The organism is Nostoc sp., from assembly GCF_036919895.1.
Classification (GTDB): Bacteria; Cyanobacteriota; Cyanobacteriia; order Cyanobacteriales; family Nostocaceae; genus Nostoc.
In genome coordinates this window covers 33,654-53,381 of the sequence record NZ_JBALBW010000110.1, presented here as the reverse complement: position 1 = coordinate 53,381, position 19,728 = coordinate 33,654, and the positions used below count along the sequence as shown (strand labels likewise).

Here is a 19,728-nt window from a genome sequence, read left to right as displayed (position 1 = left end):
AATAATACTTATACTTGATAGTGCTATTACGGTTTTTTATACTCCTACACTTTTTAAAACCTTTACAATATAACAATTATATTATTTTATCTTTACTTTGATAAAAACTTAACTATACAAGAGATTAAGTATTATTTAATATTTGATAAACTTTTTATTCAGCAGGCATAGTGTTTATACTTAAAAGCATTAAGATACTATTAATAAATAGTGAAGTAGATAAAAAGCTTACAGTGATTCATCAACATATCTAACTTTAGACTGATGTAAAAACGGTTCATTAAGAATATTTCTTAAGTATAGGAATTATTTAATACCAGCAAATTAAAATTTGTGTACAAGTGAATACCACGATTAGTTGTAAACCACTAGCAATAATTTAATAAAGTTAAAATATTTTTCTCATCAATATAAGTAAATACACGCTAAAAAATAAAATCACCATTAAAAGTCAAAACTAGTAAAATTACTGAGTCTATGAGAAATAACTTCCGAATCACAAAAATCATGATATTATGTATAAGCGCTTGCATGTTAATACCGAAGATTGCCGCTTATACGGGTATGTCCAGTACTGCAAGTGCTAATACTGGTGGTACTACTAGCAACAATACTTCAATCACCCATCAAGTCAGTTCTCAAAATTTAAAAGACACATATATTCCACCAAATTATGGTGGCCCTGACAGTCAGCATGGTAGCGGCACTCGTTGATGACCGTTTTGGATTTTAAATTTTAGATTGTGGTAAAACAGTGCGTTCGTGTAGATCGTGTCTTAGACACCGCATATTTTGCTTGGATATATGCCATCGCTCTTGGGAGAGGATCTATAATCTTTAGTGAGTCTTCTTGCCTTGGGAAATGCCAAGGGTAATTTATTCAAGATAATAGTGAAGATTTCCACCAATGATGTGTTTGTACAAGGGTGTGAGCTTGCCAATTTGGGTCTGGCTGCGAATAGTCTAAACGGTAGTGTCCACCTCGGCTTTCGGTTCTAAAAGCAGCACTTTTGAGAATTAAATTAGCCACATCTAATAAATTGCGGGTTTCTGCCCAAAGTCGCAATTGCCGTTCAACATCTGGTAGGTCAAAATTAGCTGGCTCTGCTGGGCGTAAAGCAACCAAGAATTGACTTAAAGGCAAGGCAGCGAAATCTTGCTGCCAAGATTCGACAGTGGCGATCGCAGTTTCCAACTTTGATTGCTCCCGACAAATACCAGCATTTTCCCACACCAGACGCGGTAACTTCTCTCTAAGTGCTTCTAGCTGTGCTTGCTGGATGTTTCCCTCGCTAGCATCAACACTAAATTTACGTGATGGTAACACTGGTATTTCTGACGGCAACCCAATATTTTCTAGCTCAATTTGGCTCATCTGGGCCCCGAACACAATACACTCCAGCAGGGAATTACTGGCAAGACGATTTGCCCCATGTACTCCAGTACTAGCAGTTTCACCCACTGCATACAAACTTTTAATATTTGTGCGATTCATTAGATCCGCGACAATCCCACCCATCCAGTAATGAGCAGCAGGCGCTACAGGAATTGGTTCATGGAAAACATCAACTCCCCAATGCTGACAAACTTTGATGATGTTGGGAAAGCGGTGAAGAATCTTGTCCGCAGGGATGGGGCGCATATCCAACCACACATGGGCAGTCGCCAAATCAACTGCGGTACGTTGTAAATGGCTAAAAATTGCTCTACTGACTACATCTCTGGGTGCGAGTTCACCCGCAGGATGGTAGTCAAAAGCAAAACGCCGCCCTTCGTTATCAACAAGGTGTGCGCCTTCGCCGCGTACAGCTTCGCTAATGAGAAAGCGATCGGCACCAGGTTTTGTTAGGGCTGTGGGGTGAAATTGCACAAATTCCAAATCGCGGAGGATAGCCCCAGCCCGATATGCGATCGCTACCCCATCACCCGTACTCACCGCCGGGTTAGTAGTTTGGGCAAATACCTGGCCGCCGCCGCCAGTTGCCAATATTACAGCACCAGCTTTAATCCATGCGATCTCTCCCTGATAAAACAGGCTTATTCCCTGACAGCGACCAGTTTCGGGTTCAATCCACAAACTTAAAGCTAAAGCTTGCTGAATAACTTGAATATTCGGACGACGTAATACTTGAGTGGTGAGGGTGGTAGTAACTTCCCTCCCTGTGGTGTCCGCAGCATGGAGAACGCGGTTGCGAGAATGGGCAGCTTCTAAAGTTAAAGCCAAGGCTTGACCATGACGGTCAAAAGCAACCCCCAAGTTAACTAGGGATTGAATGCAGTTAGGGGCAAGTTGGGCGAGAAATTCTACAGCAGTGCGATCGCACAAACCTGCACCTGCCAGGATCGTATCTTCAATGTGTAGTGTGGGAGAATCTTCTGGGGAAACGGCTGCGGCAATACCACCTTGCGCCCAATCACTGGCAGACAAAGCAACAGTTTCTTTGGTAATCAAACCGACTCGCAAAGACTCTGGTAGACACAGCGCCGTGTATAGTCCAGCAGCACCAGCGCCGACTACTAAGACATCAAATTGGCTAGGAATATCTATCTGAGACAAGGTAATGAGGGAGGGGGGAAGAGGGAGCAGGGGAGCAGGGGAGCAGGGGAGCAGGGGAGCAGGGGGAAAATTTTACTTTGTCCTCTTTGTTTCCCTTGTCTTTGCGATCCTCCTCATCCCCTTCATTTTTAATAGAATAATCCCACTCCCTAGAATTAGGAGTGGGCTGCTATTTGCTACATTAACTGCAAGTCAGTTATCTGTAGATACCGTTGTTAAAGCGATCGTCTCCTTCGTTGAAGGCAGGTTCTAGTTCTGTCACGGCAAAATTATCCAAGTTGGCTTGCAAGGTTTGTTTTTGGCGATCGCTCAATCCTGGAAGATCCAATACATCCTCTACATTTTTGTAGGGAGCATTTGTGATGATTTTCTTCGCCAGGGTGGGATAAAGCCCTGGATATTGTTGAAAAGCTCGGACATTGGTATTATTCAAATCGATTTTCTTACCAAATTCCGTTCCTAGCTTCTTATCTGCCCGATTCTGCCGCTCAATTGCCAGAATTGGGACTTGAGGAAAAGCAAAACTGTTGAAACTAGCAGCTTGGGCTATCTGAGTTGTTCCCAACAATCCCCAGCAACTAAGTAACAAACTAAACACTGTTAATAAACGCGCCAATCCTTTCACGATTTTCTACCTCTTTCCATCAAACAGAAATAAAAGTTTTAAGCTAAAAGTGGTCATTGGTCATTAGTCATTGGTCATTAGTGAGAGTGCCAAGGACAAAGGACAAGGGACAAAAGACAAAACCTGATAGCTTAATTAACACAGCAGTCATCAGAAACTAATATACAGCGTATTAATATGCACAATATTTACTGTTACTGGGTTTACCTGTAGTTTTAGGAAAAATTTTTATCACGAGCGCTGTGTCTACATAGCTGTAATAGACTTCTATCAATGATTTCGGTCGTATTCCCAGCGAGACATAAATCTTTTCGGGGTGGCTGATTTTACATTCCGAGCAGACACGAAACCGTTCGATGTCTAATACCGAATACCCTAGCAAGAATAATTCAGGGTGATGGACTATTATGTAATATTTCTTAACTAATTAATTATCTACAGCATCATTTTTGATGTGTTGTAGGTTGACTAGAAAAAGTTTTGCGAAGAAAAGCCTACACAATCATTGCAACCTTCTGCCTGCTTCACGCTGCGATCGCAGCTAACAAAAATAAGCTGTCTACCAAAATTGTGCTTAAAACTGCTCCACCAAAGGCATACCAGTGTCTTTGATTTCGACCTAAAGCTAAAATCCCGACTGTTGAAAGCACTAAGGCGAGAATTATTGCCCAACTTTGTCCCCAAGGGGTTTGTACTTGCATGAGGGCATTTTGTAATATTTGTGTTGCGCCATCTGCATCTACTCTCATAATTTGCCGCCAATAGGGCATCAAGTCTGCTAGATAAAAATATACATCTGTTAAAACTGTACCGAGTAAAGAACCTAAATAAAACCAGCTACCCACCTTGCCCCAATTCTTTGCCAGACACCAGCAAGCAAAGGGTAAACCTATAGATTCTACTGGTAGATGCCATAAAGGTTCCCAACGTAACCAGCCCCAGTAAATCGCCCCTGCTAACCAACTCCAGCTAAATCCTAAGAGCAAATCCCCCCAGACATAAGTTGCAGAACGCGACATTAAGGAAAAACTTAGCCACAGCCAAAATGCTGTCAACGCTAAACTCAGAGTTGGTAGCGATCGGACTATTGGCGCTTCTACAAATACTGGTACTGATACCAAAAACACCGCTGCCGCAAACACTAACCAACTTTGTCTAGCAGAAATAGATAAAGGGAGAGAGGCAGAAAAGGAAAGTGTAGATTCCAATTGCCCGATCCCCTTCTGTCCAGTATCAGCCAAATCTAACTCGGTATCAATAGAAGGGGTAGAAGCAGTGAAGGAAGACAGTGTATTATTAATCAAAGTTTTTAATATTTGTTACTAAACTTTATCTTATTTAAGATATCACACTTTAAAATCCACCCCAGGGGCATTGTAATTATACTGAAATTTGGCGGAGCGCTGGTGCAAACCAGACAAAACCGCTCTGTAGTTTCTTGTAGATAGGGGACTACAGAGAGATGAAGGGTAAAATTTAACAGTTAAAAAGCGAACGATATTAGTCCGCTAAATATTAAAGTTTGATGAACTGCTAAAATTTCGTTGACTTATTGAAGTGGGTGTAAGAACATGGTCAGCGTCTTAGATGATGTTATTGATCGGTAAAATCGGATTTTCTATAAGATTAGGTGCAGTAGAGAGTATATAAAGCAACATCATCATCTAGACAATGTTCATAATGATGTCTAGAACAGGAAAAAGGTATTAATTGCAATGGAGTTTATCCAAGCTTTTATTTTGGGTATCGTTCAAGGGATTACAGAGTTTTTGCCAATCAGTAGCACTGCACATCTTCTGATTTTTACAAAGGTATTTGGTTGGAAAGAACTAGGTTCTAAAGATTTTGTCGATGCCATTCAATTTGGCAGTGTGATCGCAATTGTGGGGTATTTCTGGTCACTGATTTCTAGTATTGTCAAAGGTGGAATCGAAGCACTAAAACAGAAAGATTGGCAACGGGAAGAATGGAAAATTCTCGTCGGGATTGTAGTAGGAACATTACCCGCCTTAATTTTCGGCTTTCTTTTAAAAGACGTTCTACCAGAGAGTTCATTAATTATTGCCATCATGTCAATCATCATGGCGCTTGTATTAGCTTTGGCAGAAAGAATTGGTACTCGCAAGCGAAATTTTGATTCATTGCAGATTCGGGATGGTATTTTGGTTGGATTGGGACAAACACTTGCCTTGATTCCGGGAGTTTCTCGTTCTGGCTCAACGTTGACAACTGCCTTATTTTTAGGATTAGAACGCGATACAGCAGCCAAATTCTCATTCTTGTTAGGGTTTCCAACTCTTACCATTGCTACGCTGTATAAAAGTTTGAAAATATTCAAATTATTTCAAGCTCACCAACTACCCGATAATATTGTTGGACTATTAATTGTAGGGATTATTTCAACCTTTATTTTTTCCTACCTATCAATTGCATTTTTGATCAAGTACTTACAAACCAAAAACACTTTGATTTTTGTATGGTATAGATTAGCATTTGGCATCACTATCTTAGCTGCGATCGCCGCAGGTTGGAAAGGATAATTTCATAATAGTCATTTGTCATTTGTTTAAAGCAAATGACAAATTCTCAATTCCCAATTCCTAATTCCCATGACTACCATTCATCCCGCCCGAATTACCAAGGTTATTCCCGACTCAATAGCCGCCGAGATTGGCTTTGAGGCTGGGGATGCGATCGTTGCAATCAATGGTACACGTCCCCGCGATTTAATTGATTATCAGTTTCTGTGTGCTGATGAAGTTTTGGAACTAGAAGTTTTAGATACTGCTGGTAAAACTCATAGCCTGGAAATCGAAAAAGATTACGATCAAGACTTGGGACTAGAATTTGAAACTGCCCTATTTGACGGCTTAATTCAGTGTAATAATCGCTGTCCATTTTGTTTTATCGACCAACAGCCACCAGGTAAGCGCACCAGCTTGTACTTGAAAGACGACGATTATCGTCTGAGCTTTTTGTACGGTTCTTATCTTACCCTGACCAATTTGCCAGAAAAAGAATGGCAGCGAATCGAGCAAATGCGCTTGTCTCCCTTGTATGTTTCTGTTCATGCTACAGAAGCAGATGTGAGAATTAGACTGCTAAAAAATCCGCGTGCCGGACAAATTTTACAACAACTCAAGTGGTTTCAAAAAAGGCGACTACAAATTCATGCTCAAGTTGTTGTTTGTCCTGGTATAAATGATGGCAAACACCTGGAACAAACTCTTAAAGATTTAGCGTCTTTTCATACTGGTGAAGTGCCTGCGGTGGCATCAGTGGCAGTTGTGCCAGTTGGGTTGACACGGTTTCGCCCTCCAGAAGACGAACTCATACCCGTAACTAGGGAAAAAGCTCAAGAAGTCATTTCCCAGGTGCAAATCCTCTCACGGCAATTTTGCCAACAATTCGGTTCTAGCGTTGTTTGGTTAGCCGATGAGTGGTTTTTGATTGCAGGTAAGGAATTACCCAGCGAATCAGAATATGAAGAATATCCCCAAATTGATAACGGAGTTGGTTCGATTCAATTATTTATCAAGCAATTTGCCACCGTTGCAGCAGAATTACTTCCGCCAAAAGTATATCCTCAAAGAAAATTAACTTGGGTCGTGGGCAACGCCGTAGAAAAAGCATTTCAACCTATTTTGAAACGCTTAAATTCTGTTGAAGGTTTAGAAGTAAATATGCGTGCTTTATGTAGTGATTATTGGGGACAAACTATCAGTGTAACCGGATTACTAACTGGTCATGATTTGCTTTTGAATTTGGAAGGTGAAGATTTAGGTGATGGGATTTTGCTACCCAATGTCATGTTAAAAAATGGGGAATTAGTATTTTTAGATGATATGAGTATTGAGGAATTAGCAAGTAGACTAAATACAAAATTTTTCCCAGTAGCAGGAGTGGAAGATTTAATTAAAAACTGTATTTTTAATTATGCTCCGGTTTAGTTATCAAAGATCAGTTGTTTTTCGGAGGTAATTTATTGTTATGCTAGATGATAAATAAGAAGTAATAACCTAATAATTAATCCACTGAGGAGTCAGTAGTGAAGAATCGGAAAGAGGATCATAAAAAGGCAAATTCACAAATAAAAAAAGCCGGATTCTTCATTTTAAGTTTTAACTTTTTAATTTTAAATAGTTTTAGTATTTTGCCAGTGACGGCGGCGACTGAAGAACCTGTATTGAGCGTAGTGCATAGCCCAGAAAATGCGAATCAATGGACAGGGATAACTGACCGCTTGCAGACAATAGGGGTGAAATATTGTGTAATCCCCCTAAATGATGTCAAGAGTGGGGCAGATTGGGGCGATCGCAGAGTATTATTTTTGCCAAATGTCGAGACATTAACGCCAACCCAAGCGATCGCTCTCGAAGAATGGATGAGTAAGGGAGGGCGCTTGATTGCTAGTGGCCCCTTGGGTAGTTTGTCATCGGCAGGAGTGCGGCAGTTATTGCGATCGCTCTTGGGAGGTTATTGGGGATTCAGCCTTAGTGATACAGAACAGATCAAACCCATAAAAACTAATACCCCAGAATGGGCAAATCAAACTGAACTTTTTGGCAAAATACGCGGCGGTGTTGTGATTCCTAATGATATGGGCGCTGAATCTGCTGCTGTTTGGAATTCCAAAGATAATCCAGCCGCAGTAGTAACAACTGAGCGTTCCACCTTTTTTGGCTGGCGCTGGGGAACAGATACAGCCTCAGCAGCAGAATTAGATAATGCCTGGTTAAAAGCTGCTCTCAATCATTATTTGACAGCGCCACCACCATCAAGTCGAATGAAAAAAGTAACAGGAGGCTCCTCAAACTGCTCTACAACGGTAGCAGTTGCGCCAAGGGAGCAAGGGGGCAGAGGGGCAGAGATGCAGAGGGGTAGTTCATCTCCTCCCTCATCTCCGTCATCCCCTCCTCCTAAAAGTGCGACTGCTCCCATACCGAGAGCGCTGACTATAGTCAAACCCCCCAATTCCGAGGCTATCGATCAGTTAGAACAAGCAGTCCGTCTGGATGTTACGCCGAACTCCAATCAGCCGATTGATAACAATCAAGCGATCGCCCTCCAGCAAGAGCTAGAAAATCTCATTGGTCGGGTGGAAAGCGCTAATTTAGCGGTGTCAGCTGATGTGGCTAACGAAAGCGTTGGGATATCTGAGAAAAAGCAGTCTGCTAGGCATCTGGATACCTACACTCCCCAACCTGTTAATGTGCAGCCGACGCAATTGGCCTCAACTAAATTAGGTGGGTTAGTCAGAAGCAAAGACCAAGCCTTGGCACAGGTAAGGGTAATTGCCAACAACTTACCCCAATTGATTGCTCAAAAAAACTATGCTCTGGCTCGTCAGCAATGGCTAGCAGCAAAGACAATTTTGTGGCAGCAGTTCCCTGTCGATCAAAGAGTGGCACAACCAGAAATTCGGGCAGTTTGGCTAGATCGGGGGACAATTGTTCGTGCTGGTACCAAGGCGGGACTAGCCCAGATTTTCGATCGCCTAGCTCAAACTGGGATTAATACTGTCTTCTTTGAAACTGTTAATGCTGGCTATACTATTTATCCCAGCCAAGTTGCAAAAGAGCAAAACCCATTAATTCATGGATGGAACCCACTAGAAGATGCAGTGAAATTAGCCCATGAGCGCGACATGGAATTACACGCTTGGGTTTGGACTTTTGCTGCTGGCAATCAACGGCACAATGAGATTATCAACGTTAGTCCAAATTATCCAGGGCCAGTACTAGCGGCTCATCCCGATTGGGCAAACTACGATAATCTTGGCAACATGATTCCCGTTGGTCAGACTAAGCCATTCTTTGATCCAGCCAACCCCGAAGTGCGGCAGTACTTACTCAAACTGTACGAGGAAATTGTTACTCGCTATGATGTGGATGGTCTACAGTTAGACTACATTCGCTACCCTTTTCAAGACCCATCAGCAGGGCGAACTTATGGCTATGGCAAAGCTGCAAGAGCGCAGTTTCAGCAACTTACTGGCATAGATCCGATCAATATTTCCCCCAGTCAACCAGACTTGTGGCAAAAGTGGACAGCATTTCGCACCGAGCAAGTTGATAGCTTTGTTGCCAAAGTTTCAGAGCAGTTGCGACAAAAACGACCGAATTTGATTTTATCGGTTGCAGTATTTCCGCTGCCACAACAAGAGCGGATTCAGAAAATTCAACAAAACTGGGAAACTTGGGCAAGGCGGGGAGATGTAGATTTAATTGTTCCTATGACTTATGCTCTGGATACTTCGCGCTTTCAGCGACTAGCCCAACCCTGGATCGCCTCGAAACAATTGGGAGCTACATTGTTAGTGCCGGGAATTCGCTTACTTTCTTTACCAACAATCGGGGCATTCGATCAGCTCCAGTTGGTAAGGGACTTGCCAGTGAGTGGTTACGCACTCTTTGCCGCAGAGAATTTTAACAACGATCTACAAAAGCTTTTTATTAGCACCCAAGGTAGAGTTCAATCCAAAACAAGTGAACCGATTCCTCACCGCCAACCTTTTAAAACTGCTGCCATCCGTTACACCGCACTGCAACGGGAATGGAAATTTGTTTTCCAAAATGATCCACTAGAAAGACCTGCTCAGACAATATCAGATTTTAACAACCAGGCAGAAGTTTTACGCAGTGCTTTAAATCAGCTTGCTGCTTCCCCTTCTGCTAGTAACTTGCTAGTGGCGAAAGCCTCTCTAACTCGTTTCCAGTCTCAATTTCGGGTATTGATGAGTCAAGAAATTAAGTCGAATTCCTATCAAGTCAAAGTTTGGGAAAATCGCCTTGTAACTATAGAAAGGCTATTGCGTTACGGCGAACGCCGGGTGCAGTTGCATCCCTAATGAAGATGCAAGGCAGCAGAAGGAACAGGCGGACAAGGGAGAATTATTAACAAGTTTCTTCCTTCTATAGGAATCCGATTTGATTTATGAAAAAATCTAAGTATATGTAGGGTGTGTTAGCGTCAGCGTAACGCACCAAAAGCTTTGGAGTCAGGTGGTTACGGCTTATGCCTAACACACCCTATGTGTATTTCAAAAATCAAATATGAGTCCTATAGCATATCAAATTCTCGTTGAGATCCAGTTACTCAAGTACAAATGCTTACTACCACGCGCTATAGTACTGACAGACACGACAAATTTGCTCGCCTCATTGGAGTTTGTGTGAATAGTACCTCCCGTGTAGCAAAAGTAGGATTGCGTGAGAGTGAAAGACGATTTCACGGCATCTTCAACGGCAGTTTCCAGTTTGTCGAAAAATATTGTCACTTTTACCCGTTATAAAACGCGGAAAAAACTTGAATATCCTGGCTTTTGGTCTAGCCTTCTCCATTCGGTATTGGAATCCTTTCATCACAGCAGTAATGTCGATCGTATACTAGGCACTGGATTAGGAATGGCAATTGTAAAAAAATGTTTGGATATGTAATAAGGTAAAAAATTTGTCACAATTATACCGGGATTTGGTATAAATTTTATTTTCATTATGTTATCGAATAATCAAATATAAATTGAGGTGAAATATGCCGAAAATTTTAATAATAGAAGACGAGGAAGCAGTCCGTGAAAATCTTTTAGATTTGCTAGAAGCTGAGGATTTTGAAACTATTGCTGCGGCGAATGGCAGAATCGGTGTACATTTAGCTATCTGCGAAGTTCCTGACTTAATTCTCTGTGATATGATGATGCCAGAAATTGATGGTTATGGCGTGCTAACAGCGTTACGCCAAGATCCATCAACGGCAACAATTCCCTTCATTTTTCTCACTGCCAAATCTGCCAAATCTGACTTCCGTCAAGGTATGGATATGGGTGCTGATGACTATATAACTAAGCCATTCACTAGGACTGAGTTATTAAGTGCTATCATGAACAGGTTAGAAAAGTACGCTACTTTAAAAAGGTATTTATCTCCTCAGACTGCAATTAACAATTTGTCTCCCAAAATGCAGTTGTTAGAAATTAACTTACACCGGACTATCAAACAACATAATTTTCAAGAGTTTGAAATCTATTATCAACCAATAGTTGATATTAATTCTGGGAAAATAGTAGCTGCTGAAAGTTTATTGCGCTGGCAAAGTCCAGAATTGGGGATGATTTACCCAACAGAATTTATTCCGTTAGCAGAGTCTACGGGTTTAATTGTTCCAATTGGTAAATGGGTATTAAAAAGTGTATGTAAACAATTAAAAAGCTGGCGTGATATCGGAATTAATTCCTTGATTGTTGCTGTAAATCTATCAGTTATCGAATTTAATCAACCAGATTTTATTCATAAAATAGTCAACTTTATAGATATCAATAATTTGGAACCAGATGACTTAGAGCTAGAACTAACTGAAACCATGATTATGCAAGATGTAAATAGTGCGATCGCTACTATGGGCAAATTGCAATCCTTGGGTATAAAAATTGCGATCGATGATTTTGGTACAGGCTATTCCTCTTTAATTTATCTGAAAAACTTACCAATCAATACATTAAAAATCGACCGTTATTTTATTCATAATGTTGCTAAAGACCCACAAAAATCAGCCATTACTAAAGCATTAATTCAGATGGCTCATAATCTCAATTTAAATGTAATTGCTGAAGGTGTAGAGACGGAAGCAGAACTAGCTTTTTTGCGCCAACACAACTGTAATTCTATGCAAGGTTTTCTATTTAGTCATCCATTACCAGCAGCAGAATTTGAAAATTTTTTATTGACTAACAAATGCTTATATGTGTGAATATTGGGGATTGGGAAATGGGAAATAATTTACTTTTCGATTCCCAATCCTCTGATAGGTTGACTAAGCAAGAAAAATCTGACTTTAGACAGGTGGCAATTATCAAATATTAAGTCTAGAGTAAAAAAATTGTGTCATTGTGTCTACTGTCATGAAAGTCTTTGCGCGTTTCTTGCTACCAGTTTTTTTATTGACTTTGGCAGCAGCGTGTAACCAGACTCGCACTTCCTCAGATAATCCCACACCAGAAAAATCTGTACCTTCTGCCCAACTGACACAGAATCCTACACAGCCAAAAAATATTGTCCGAACTGAAGCACTCTCACCTAAGCCGATTCGGATAAACCTGAATAATTTACCAGCACCCTTCGCAACAGAAAGTGCTTCCAAACGTCCTGAAGTTATGCCCATTCCGCAAGATCCGGTGCTGCGCGTACCACGAGGCTTTACAGTTAATGTTTTTGCCGAAGGTTTAGATGCCCCACGCTGGCTAGCTTTAACTCCCAGTGGTGATGTTCTGGTTACTGAAACCGGGCAAAATCGTATTCGTCTATTACGTGACAGCAACCGTGATGGCGTAGCCGACGTTCGAGAAACCTTTGCTAGTGGGGACAACGGACTCAATAGACCCTTCGGTATGGCTTTTGCAGATAATTCCTTTTTTCTAGGAAACACAGATACTGTGGTGCGTTTTCCCTATACTCAAGGTCAAAACAAGATTACAGGTAAAGGGGAAAAAATCGCCGACTTACCTTCTCAAGGTTATAACAACCATTGGACGCGCAATGTTGTTGTCTCACCCGATCGCAATAAATTATATGTCTCAGTGGGATCGGGAACAAATGTGGATGAAGAATCTCTACCACGGGCTTCGATACAGGTGATGAATTTAGATGGTTCTCAACAGCAAACTTTCGCTTTCGGCTTGCGTAATCCTGTTGGTTTGGACTTTCATCCTGTAACTAAAGAACTTTATGCCACTATTAACGAACGGGATGGAATTGGTGATGATTTGGTTCCAGACTATCTGACACGGGTTAAACAGGGGGCATTTTACGGCTGGCCTTATGCCTATCTGACACCAAATAACCTCGATCCGCGTCAAAAAACCGATGGCAAAAGTAAACGCCCCGATTTAGCAGCCCGCACCCAAACGCCAGATGTGCTGTTCCAAGCGCATTCAGCAGCATTGGGTTTACAGTTTTATGATGGCAAAACATTTCCAGAAAAATACCGGAATGGTGCTTTTGTTGCTTTTCGTGGTTCTTGGAATCGCGATCGCGGCACTGGTTATAAAATTGTATTTGTTCCCTTCGATGCTAAGGGGCGATCGCTTGGCTACTACGAAGACTTTCTCACAGGATTTTTGCTGAATCCTTCTATACCAACCACTTGGGGACGACCTGTAGGTTTACTCGTGTTGCCAGATGGTAGTTTATTACTAACAGAAGAAGCCAATAATCGGATTTATCGGATTCAGTATACGGGGGGATGAATAATTCCCTAGAGTAAAGTTAGAGCAGTTATGACTATATCTCTATACCCAGGTTTATCCCCTTTACGGTAAATTACAGAAAAATACTAATACTTATCTGCTTGAGAAATTGATTATGACTCCCAATGAAAATAATACTCAGTCAAATATCAACGAATTGCCTCCACATTCAGGTACACGCTATTGGGGAGAGGTGGAGGTGATTGAGGAGGGAGATACTTATAGAATTAGCCGTGTTGAAATCAAGCCCAGGCACGGAATTAAACCACAAATCCATTATCATCGTAACGAACATTGGGTTGTAGTCTCCGGTGTAGCCAAGGTAACTTGTGGCGATGCAGAAATATTACTGAATCGAAACGAATCAACTTATGTCGCCGCAGCAACCCTACATAAGGTAGAAAATCCTGGGCATATTCCGCTAGTTATTCTGGAAATTCAAAATGGTGAATATTTGGGCGAAGATGATACTGAGCGTCCTTATGACTTAAATTTGGTCAAAGCTGTAGCTGAAGGTTAGTGAGAGACGCGATTAATCGCGTCTGTACAAAAGGTGGGCGTGATTAATGACCAATGCCCAATGTCCAATGCCCCATCCCCAAATCAAAACCACCCTTCTTGTTCGAGGGTTTCAATCAGTTGCAAGCCACGGGGATCGCCCACTCCTAACAGTGAAGCTTTCGCGTCTTCTCGAACTCCCAAATCTCGATCCTCGGCAAAGGCTTGAATTAAAGCATCGATTGCTGTGGCATAAACTACATTAGAAGGTAGTTCGCGGCACAGTTGACCAATTGCCCAAGCACAGTTACTCCGTACTGCTGCCACGGGATCGTTGACTAAGGCTTCAATTAATGGTGGTATTGCCCCTATAACTGCTTCATAACCCACTTCTGCCATCTGTGCTAAAGCGCTAGCAGCCCACAAACGGACTGCGGAAATGTCAGTTCTTAAGGCATCTGCTAGGGGCGGTAAAGAACGGCGATCGCGACAGTTTCCTAAAGCCCAAACAACGCCTTTACGCACATAGCCATTCCAATCACTGTTTAGTTGAGCAATTAATGGAGTCACTGCTTCTGAACTGGGATTGCGTCCAAGGGCATAAGATGCGCTCACCCGAACTAAGGGACAAATATCAGTTAACAGGCGAATCAGATGGGGGGTGGCACGCGCATCTTCTATATCACAAAAAGCACGCGCCGCTAACATTCTTTGCTGGGGCTGGGGATTTTCCAGGAGGGCTAGCATCACTTCCGGATCGGGCTTCGCCACAACTGAATCGGCAGTTAGCGGCTCTATTTTATCTAGGGGGCTTTCTAGCTCCTTCTCAATGTCGAGTAGGCTTAGATCGTCTTCGTCATACATAATTTCATTTCAATCTCGAAAAGGGATTAATACATAATCCCCGTGCCAATAAGTTAAAACTTTATAAGTTGCGTAATTATACACTTTCCTTTCCCCTCGTTGAATTTTATCCAAACGAGAACCGTTATATACTCAAATACTTAAAGTATGTTATGTCTATTCTTTAGTTTATTTTTCTGCACTCAGGAATTTTACCATCCACAGGGATTGGGTTTGATAACCTAACTGATTGTAAAGATTTAATGCGGGTTTGTTCGATTGAAACACTTGTAATCCGATCTGGCGATCGCCTCTTTGAATTGCCCAATTCTCCACATATTGCATCAAAGCTGTACCAATACCTCGCCGCCGATGTTCTGGCACAACGTAGAGGATAAAGATGTGAGCATGGCGATTACCATGTACTTGATCTATGGCATTACCCACCCAAAGGCAAGCAATTGGGGATCGGGTATTGGGCATAAGAGGCAGAGGGACAGGAGGTAGGGGGTAAGGGGGAGAAGTAAAATTACTTCTTTCTCCTCTGCTCCCCCGCTCCCCCTCTTCTTCTACCCACCACAAGGGCGTATCGCTAGAAAAGTATTGCTTAACTGTTTGCTCTAGGTGAGAAAAATCCTCATTGGGCAAGAGATCCTGGTAAGTTAGCTGCATAAATTTAAGCAGCAGCGATCGCTCCAACGTGGAACCACGGCGAATCATATACCCCGGTAGTAGTTGCTCAGAAACTTCTGGCATTTATTGAGTTAACTAGCTGAGTTTTGAAGTGCGGGTGGCAAATTAGCAGGAGTGGGTTGAGAACTTATCCCTACCTCTTCAATTGGTGCAGGTGCTGCCATATCGGATGGTAGAAAAATGCGGGCGCTGACTGCGACTAGGGCAAAGACAAATACCAAAACTGCAAGGAGTGGGGCGATGTATTGACGAAAAATAGCCATATTTTAATTGCAAAGAGAACTAGGAAATTTTATGAGAACTTAGCTGAAGATTTGTGAAGCATTCTTTATTTTAGCAATTTTCTGTATATGGAAATGGGGAATGGGGAATTGGGCATTGGTTACAGCACTTGCGCCTGCTATGAGGTACGCACACAGTCTCAAAAGTTAGGATAGGAAAGGGATATAGGTAAAATTGTGCTTCATAATAGCCGGAGGTGCTGTATTAATTCTTCCCCCCCCCCCGCCTCCCCTGCCCCCTGCCTCCTACTCCCCTAGTACTATTGGCTGCGCTCTAAATCATCAAGCACTCTCTCGCAATACCAATTTTCCGGCATCCCAGGATAAGTTTCCTTTGCCTGTTCAATTAACCGTTCGGCTGCGGCAGTGTCACCAGATAACTTAGCAATTAGCCTATTTTTGAGATAGCTATCAGATACACCATCGTCTACTTGGTTTGGTATCCCTTGATTTATAGTTGATGGTCGGGACTGATTTCTTCGCAACTGCCAAAATAAAACGTAATAAAGTGTACCAAAAATTAAAATTAGGCTGAGTGTTCCGAAAAAAGTTAGGAGATTAAATGCTAGATATCCCAGAACTAACTGCGAGAGAACATACCCAAGTAATAAACCAGTCAGTAAGAGAATAAATGTGCCTACAGCAATAACTACTTGATTCCCCATATATCCTCTTCTTCGTCGTCAAGTCCTGGTCTGGATAATACTACCACTGGCTTGGGATTCCAAGGGGCAAAAAATGGCAATAATAGTAATCCTGGCAAAGCTGCTATTGCTGTCAGTAGAAAGAATGTAGACCAACCGGTGGCTTGCGCCCATGTACCTGCTGGAGCCGTGACAATATCTCTACTAAAAGCTTGTAAACTGGAAAGTAAGGCGTACTGTGTAGCTGAAAAGCTTTGGTTACAAAGACTCATCAAAAATGCTACAAAAGCAGCAGTTTCTAGACCAGCACAGAATTGTTCGATATTAACGGCAGCTAACATCAGATAGAAATTTTTACCGACTACTGCTAGCGCAAAAAAAGCCAAGTTACCGACAGCTTGGAGTATAGCAAATATCCAGAGTGAGCGATTAACACCAATTTTGGTCATTATTGCTCCTGCTGCCAAGGTGCCAACAATAGTGGCGAAAATTCCCAATGCGCCAGGAAATGCGATGTCGGTTTGAGTGAAATGTAAACCTTTATCTAACAAAAATGGGGTGGATACATTCTTTAGTAAAGAATCTCCCAACTTGTAGATCACAATGAATACCAAAATTAAAAGTCCTTGTAGCCATCCCTGACGCTGGAAAAATTCAATGAAGGGTAATTTGACGGCGGCGGATAAAGTCTGAGGCGGGCGATCGCGCAGGACTGGTTCTGGTGCAAAAATAGAACTGATAAAGCCTACGAGCATCAACAGCGACATCAACAGGTAAACAGCTTGCCAAGGCATCCTATCTGCTAAAAATAGAGTGACGTAACCTGTTACTAGAATGGCAATGCGATAACCCAGTAAGTAAATAGATGCTCCAGCACCTCTTTCTTCTGCTTCCACTACATCAGTGCGGTAAGCATCAACTAAAATATCTTGACTGGCGCTAAAAAAGGCAACGGCTACAGCAGCAATTATTAAAGGTTGTAGCCCTTGGGATGGGTTTTGTAAACCCATTGCAGCTATACTTAACAGTAATGCTACTTGGATAATTACCAGCCAACCTCTACGCCGCCCCAAAAAAGGGGGTACAAATCTATCTAGTAAAGGCGACCAGAGAAATTTTAAAGAATATGGTAGCTTGACTAAACTAAAAGCGGCGATCGCTGCCAAGCCAATCCCTTCTTTGGTCAACCAGGCTTGCAATGTCTGACTGGTTAAATATAACGGCAACCCTGATGAAAAGCCAAGAAATAACAAAGCTCCCATCTTCTGGCTGCCAAAAATTCGCAGCAGCGATTTATTTACTTGCACAATATTGAAGATTCCTTGTTATCTAAGTTGAATTGCAGTTATCTTGCCATACCTGCTGTCTAATTTCGTATAAGCACACAAATCTGCTAAGATTTTCTTTATTTAAGATACATATCAATGCTGCTCTAACAGTGTGATTATTCCTTAATTTTCCTTAATTGAATAAACCTGATGCCCCCTGATTTCTACCCCGTATGCAGCAAGGCATTTTTTCCAACCTTCACGAGTCCCGATGTCGCTTTTGTCCTTGAGCAATCCTAATTCCTCTTCTTGTTGGGTGAGTTTAGCAAATTCTTCGTAGCCCGGATAGTCGCGGGTAACAAATGTTTCCTTTCGGTGCAAAACTGGCGGATTTGCCCTAGTTTCGTAGTCTCGGTGAGTGACGAAGAGGGTTTTTAAGTCAATACCGATGCTGGCTTTTAACGCCGGATGGGGATCGGTGTCGAATTCGGGGTAAGACAGATAGGATATTTGCGGCTTATCAGTGTGATATTTGATCAAAGTGGCTTCATCTACACGCCCAATGGTACGGCTAGCGCAACCTTCACAAATTCGTAGTATGGGGTCAAGTGCTGCTAGTGCGGAAACATGGACATAAAGCGCACCGCGTGTATGTTTACCAATTTTGCTTTTTTCGCAAGCAGTTTGAATCACTCCAGGTTTCCCCAAGCTGAAAAGTTTTTGGTCGGCTACTTGACAAGCTTCCTCATAGCTGCTGAAAAAAGCTTTGATATCGTGACGCATTTCTGGGGCTAACTTTTGCCATGCAGGACGTTTATCAAAGTGGGTCAGGGCGAGATAAACTTGGATATCGAGAGAACGACGATAAGCGATCGCATCCCATTCAGCCTCATCAGTAGCTTGTAAAATTACACCAAAGGCGCGGCGGAAGTTACCAAATTCGCTAATTAATTCCGGTTCATTTTCCAATTCACCTTTCACGGGTAGTCTACCGCGCTTGGTAAAAAACGCCATGAGTGGTTGCAGTTGTTCTTGATAATCTTCAAACCGCTTCGTGGGGATGCGGACTCGCGGTGTAGAAGTCGCAGAAAAGAAGCGGATAGCTTTGTAGCTTTCTTTTTCAGCTTCATCTCGAAAAACAAAATATACGCCTAGTGCGATCGGTACTGCATCGACATTTAGGACTTCATCAATATAAGTTTTGAGTTCTTGTTGTTCGTAATATTTCTGAAAAGTATTGCGCCGTGTGACAATGCCATCATTGTAAGCAAGTTGGGTTTTACTGGGAGCATTGATCAGGATTTGAGCCGCGACAATTAAAACTTTCCCGGTGAGTTCCCAAGCTTGGATTAGGCTTTGACGGCGTTCCTCTGAGTCTTCAATGACGTTGAGGATATAGCCCAAGTTGACCACATCGGCGGCGGTGCGTGGTACATCAGGATAGTAGTAAGGATCCCAACCTGTGCTGGTGTAACCTAAGTTTGCTACTCGCTGAACATCACCACCATAGCCGCAACCGTAATCAAAAAAGGTGGTGTCTGGATTCAGGATTGACCCTTCTATAGCCAATCGTACAGGGCGAGATAGGTCAGTCCGAGCGATCGCAGCTCTATGACGCTCAATTTCTAGCGCTTCAGGCATAATATTAGTTTCAGTTAACGCTGAACAGTTAACACCCTCTAATATCCTTTCAATCTTTGACCGCCAGTTCAATTAAATCTTCAATTTTCTTGATATTTGGATCGCCTGCTAAGTAGCCAATACCGCGATGCAGATGTAAGCGGAATTGAGTAGCAAGGGTTTCTTTATCGGTGGGATAACCATCATTGTGACAGCGTTGCTTAAGTGCGAGGAGGAGAATATCGGACATTTCGCCACCAAAGACGCGCCAACTCATTTCGACGTTGCTATCTTGGGGAATTGGGACAGGGGAGGGTGTGGTTGCTTCTGCGAGGGAACGACAAAATGCCCAACGACATAAGATATTCCATTGGTCGATTTTGGTACTGCGTTTAAGTTTGGTAAGTTGGTCTTTAGCTGTTTGAGAGAGTTTTATTCTTTCGATTGGTGATTCCATAA

General features: G+C 42.3%; 18 protein-coding genes. 8 read left to right on the top strand and 10 right to left on the bottom strand.

The genetic code is table 11. The features are described from left to right. Positions 1 to 531: 531 nt before the first annotated feature. A complete protein-coding gene (locus V7K55_RS21790) occupies positions 532 to 714 on the top strand; it encodes a hypothetical protein (protein WP_334834738.1) in 183 nt (60 codons plus the stop codon). Between the two features lie 166 nt (positions 715 to 880). On the opposite strand, the gene nadB is transcribed toward V7K55_RS21790, so the two are convergent. From nadB to V7K55_RS21775, 3 genes are all read right to left on the bottom strand, one after another. Beyond that, entirely contained in the window at positions 881 to 2,557 is a 1,677-nt protein-coding gene (gene nadB, locus V7K55_RS21785; RefSeq protein WP_334834737.1) for an L-aspartate oxidase, read from the bottom strand. A gap of 196 nt (positions 2,558 to 2,753) precedes the next feature. Then, positions 2,754 to 3,182 (bottom strand): photosystem II complex extrinsic protein PsbU, encoded by a 429-nt coding sequence (gene psbU, locus V7K55_RS21780; protein WP_334834736.1) that lies wholly within the window; start codon positions 3,180 to 3,182, stop codon positions 2,754 to 2,756. A 524-nt stretch (positions 3,183 to 3,706) separates the two neighbouring features. Beyond that, positions 3,707 to 4,486 (bottom strand): DUF3120 domain-containing protein, encoded by a 780-nt coding sequence (locus V7K55_RS21775; protein ID WP_334834735.1) that lies wholly within the window; start codon positions 4,484 to 4,486, stop codon positions 3,707 to 3,709. A 411-nt stretch (positions 4,487 to 4,897) separates the two neighbouring features. Here V7K55_RS21775 and V7K55_RS21770 point away from each other — a divergent pair, with 411 nt between their 5' ends. From V7K55_RS21770 to V7K55_RS21740, 7 genes are all read left to right on the top strand, one after another. Next, positions 4,898 to 5,722 carry an undecaprenyl-diphosphate phosphatase gene (locus V7K55_RS21770; protein ID WP_334834733.1) on the top strand — a complete coding sequence of 275 codons (825 nt, stop codon included), beginning with the start codon at positions 4,898 to 4,900 and terminating at the stop codon, positions 5,720 to 5,722. A 69-nt stretch (positions 5,723 to 5,791) separates the two neighbouring features. Continuing rightward, positions 5,792 to 7,132: a TIGR03279 family radical SAM protein gene (locus V7K55_RS21765; protein ID WP_334834731.1), complete on the top strand. Its 1,341-nt coding sequence runs from the start codon at positions 5,792 to 5,794 to the stop codon at positions 7,130 to 7,132. Between the two features lie 98 nt (positions 7,133 to 7,230). Further along, entirely contained in the window at positions 7,231 to 10,032 is a 2,802-nt protein-coding gene (locus tag V7K55_RS21760) for a family 10 glycosylhydrolase (RefSeq protein ID WP_334834730.1), read from the top strand. 258 nt (positions 10,033 to 10,290) lie between these two features. Further along, complete coding sequence (locus tag V7K55_RS21755) at positions 10,291 to 10,476, top strand: hypothetical protein (RefSeq protein WP_334834728.1); 186 nt, start codon at positions 10,291 to 10,293, stop codon at positions 10,474 to 10,476. Between the two features lie 239 nt (positions 10,477 to 10,715). Continuing rightward, positions 10,716 to 11,927 (top strand): EAL domain-containing response regulator, encoded by a 1,212-nt coding sequence (locus tag V7K55_RS21750; RefSeq protein WP_334834727.1) that lies wholly within the window; start codon positions 10,716 to 10,718, stop codon positions 11,925 to 11,927. Positions 11,928 to 12,078: 151 nt separating this feature from the next. Then, entirely contained in the window at positions 12,079 to 13,422 is a 1,344-nt protein-coding gene (locus V7K55_RS21745) for a PQQ-dependent sugar dehydrogenase (protein ID WP_334834773.1), read from the top strand. Between the two features lie 115 nt (positions 13,423 to 13,537). Beyond that, complete coding sequence (locus tag V7K55_RS21740; protein ID WP_334834726.1) at positions 13,538 to 13,942, top strand: phosphomannose isomerase type II C-terminal cupin domain; 405 nt, start codon at positions 13,538 to 13,540, stop codon at positions 13,940 to 13,942. Positions 13,943 to 14,025: 83 nt separating this feature from the next. Here the strand turns inward: V7K55_RS21740 and V7K55_RS21735 are convergent, their stop codons facing one another. From V7K55_RS21735 to dndE, 7 genes are all read right to left on the bottom strand, one after another. After that, positions 14,026 to 14,784, bottom strand: coding sequence for a HEAT repeat domain-containing protein (locus V7K55_RS21735; protein WP_334834725.1), 759 nt, complete (start codon positions 14,782 to 14,784; stop codon positions 14,026 to 14,028). 168 nt (positions 14,785 to 14,952) lie between these two features. Continuing rightward, complete coding sequence (locus V7K55_RS21730) at positions 14,953 to 15,519, bottom strand: GNAT family N-acetyltransferase (RefSeq protein ID WP_334834724.1); 567 nt, start codon at positions 15,517 to 15,519, stop codon at positions 14,953 to 14,955. Between the two features lie 8 nt (positions 15,520 to 15,527). Next, positions 15,528 to 15,719 carry a hypothetical protein gene (locus V7K55_RS21725; protein WP_334834723.1) on the bottom strand — a complete coding sequence of 64 codons (192 nt, stop codon included), beginning with the start codon at positions 15,717 to 15,719 and terminating at the stop codon, positions 15,528 to 15,530. Between the two features lie 278 nt (positions 15,720 to 15,997). Beyond that, the gene (locus V7K55_RS21720; RefSeq protein WP_334834721.1) at positions 15,998 to 16,402 is read right to left on the bottom strand and encodes an ABC transporter permease; all 405 of its coding nucleotides are present in this window, start codon (positions 16,400 to 16,402) and stop codon (positions 15,998 to 16,000) included. Further along, entirely contained in the window at positions 16,387 to 17,688 is a 1,302-nt protein-coding gene (locus V7K55_RS21715) for an AmpG family muropeptide MFS transporter (protein WP_334834720.1), read from the bottom strand. Before V7K55_RS21715 ends, V7K55_RS21720 begins: the two co-directional genes overlap by 16 nt. Before the next feature lie 144 nt (positions 17,689 to 17,832). Further along, positions 17,833 to 19,290 carry a DNA phosphorothioation-associated putative methyltransferase gene (locus tag V7K55_RS21710; protein ID WP_334834719.1) on the bottom strand — a complete coding sequence of 486 codons (1,458 nt, stop codon included), beginning with the start codon at positions 19,288 to 19,290 and terminating at the stop codon, positions 17,833 to 17,835. Positions 19,291 to 19,339: 49 nt separating this feature from the next. After that, positions 19,340 to 19,726 carry a DNA sulfur modification protein DndE gene (gene dndE / locus V7K55_RS21705; RefSeq protein WP_334834718.1) on the bottom strand — a complete coding sequence of 129 codons (387 nt, stop codon included), beginning with the start codon at positions 19,724 to 19,726 and terminating at the stop codon, positions 19,340 to 19,342. Positions 19,727 to 19,728: the final 2 nt, after the last annotated feature.

Coding starts and splice junctions, on each gene's coding strand:
- V7K55_RS21750 (WP_334834727.1), top strand. CDS start 10,716: ATGCCGAAAATTTTAATAATAGAAGACGAGGAAGCAGTCCGTGAAAAT.
- V7K55_RS21730 (WP_334834724.1), bottom strand. CDS start 15,519: ATGCCAGAAGTTTCTGAGCAACTACTACCGGGGTATATGATTCGCCGT.
- V7K55_RS21790 (WP_334834738.1), top strand. CDS start 532: ATGTTAATACCGAAGATTGCCGCTTATACGGGTATGTCCAGTACTGCA.
- V7K55_RS21770 (WP_334834733.1), top strand. CDS start 4,898: ATGGAGTTTATCCAAGCTTTTATTTTGGGTATCGTTCAAGGGATTACA.
- V7K55_RS21735 (WP_334834725.1), bottom strand. CDS start 14,784: ATGTATGACGAAGACGATCTAAGCCTACTCGACATTGAGAAGGAGCTA.
- V7K55_RS21745 (WP_334834773.1), top strand. CDS start 12,079: ATGAAAGTCTTTGCGCGTTTCTTGCTACCAGTTTTTTTATTGACTTTG.
- V7K55_RS21710 (WP_334834719.1), bottom strand. CDS start 19,290: ATGCCTGAAGCGCTAGAAATTGAGCGTCATAGAGCTGCGATCGCTCGG.
- V7K55_RS21725 (WP_334834723.1), bottom strand. CDS start 15,719: ATGGCTATTTTTCGTCAATACATCGCCCCACTCCTTGCAGTTTTGGTA.
- V7K55_RS21740 (WP_334834726.1), top strand. CDS start 13,538: ATGACTCCCAATGAAAATAATACTCAGTCAAATATCAACGAATTGCCT.
- dndE (WP_334834718.1), bottom strand. CDS start 19,726: ATGGAATCACCAATCGAAAGAATAAAACTCTCTCAAACAGCTAAAGAC.
- V7K55_RS21765 (WP_334834731.1), top strand. CDS start 5,792: ATGACTACCATTCATCCCGCCCGAATTACCAAGGTTATTCCCGACTCA.
- V7K55_RS21755 (WP_334834728.1), top strand. CDS start 10,291: ATGCTTACTACCACGCGCTATAGTACTGACAGACACGACAAATTTGCT.
- V7K55_RS21720 (WP_334834721.1), bottom strand. CDS start 16,402: ATGGGGAATCAAGTAGTTATTGCTGTAGGCACATTTATTCTCTTACTG.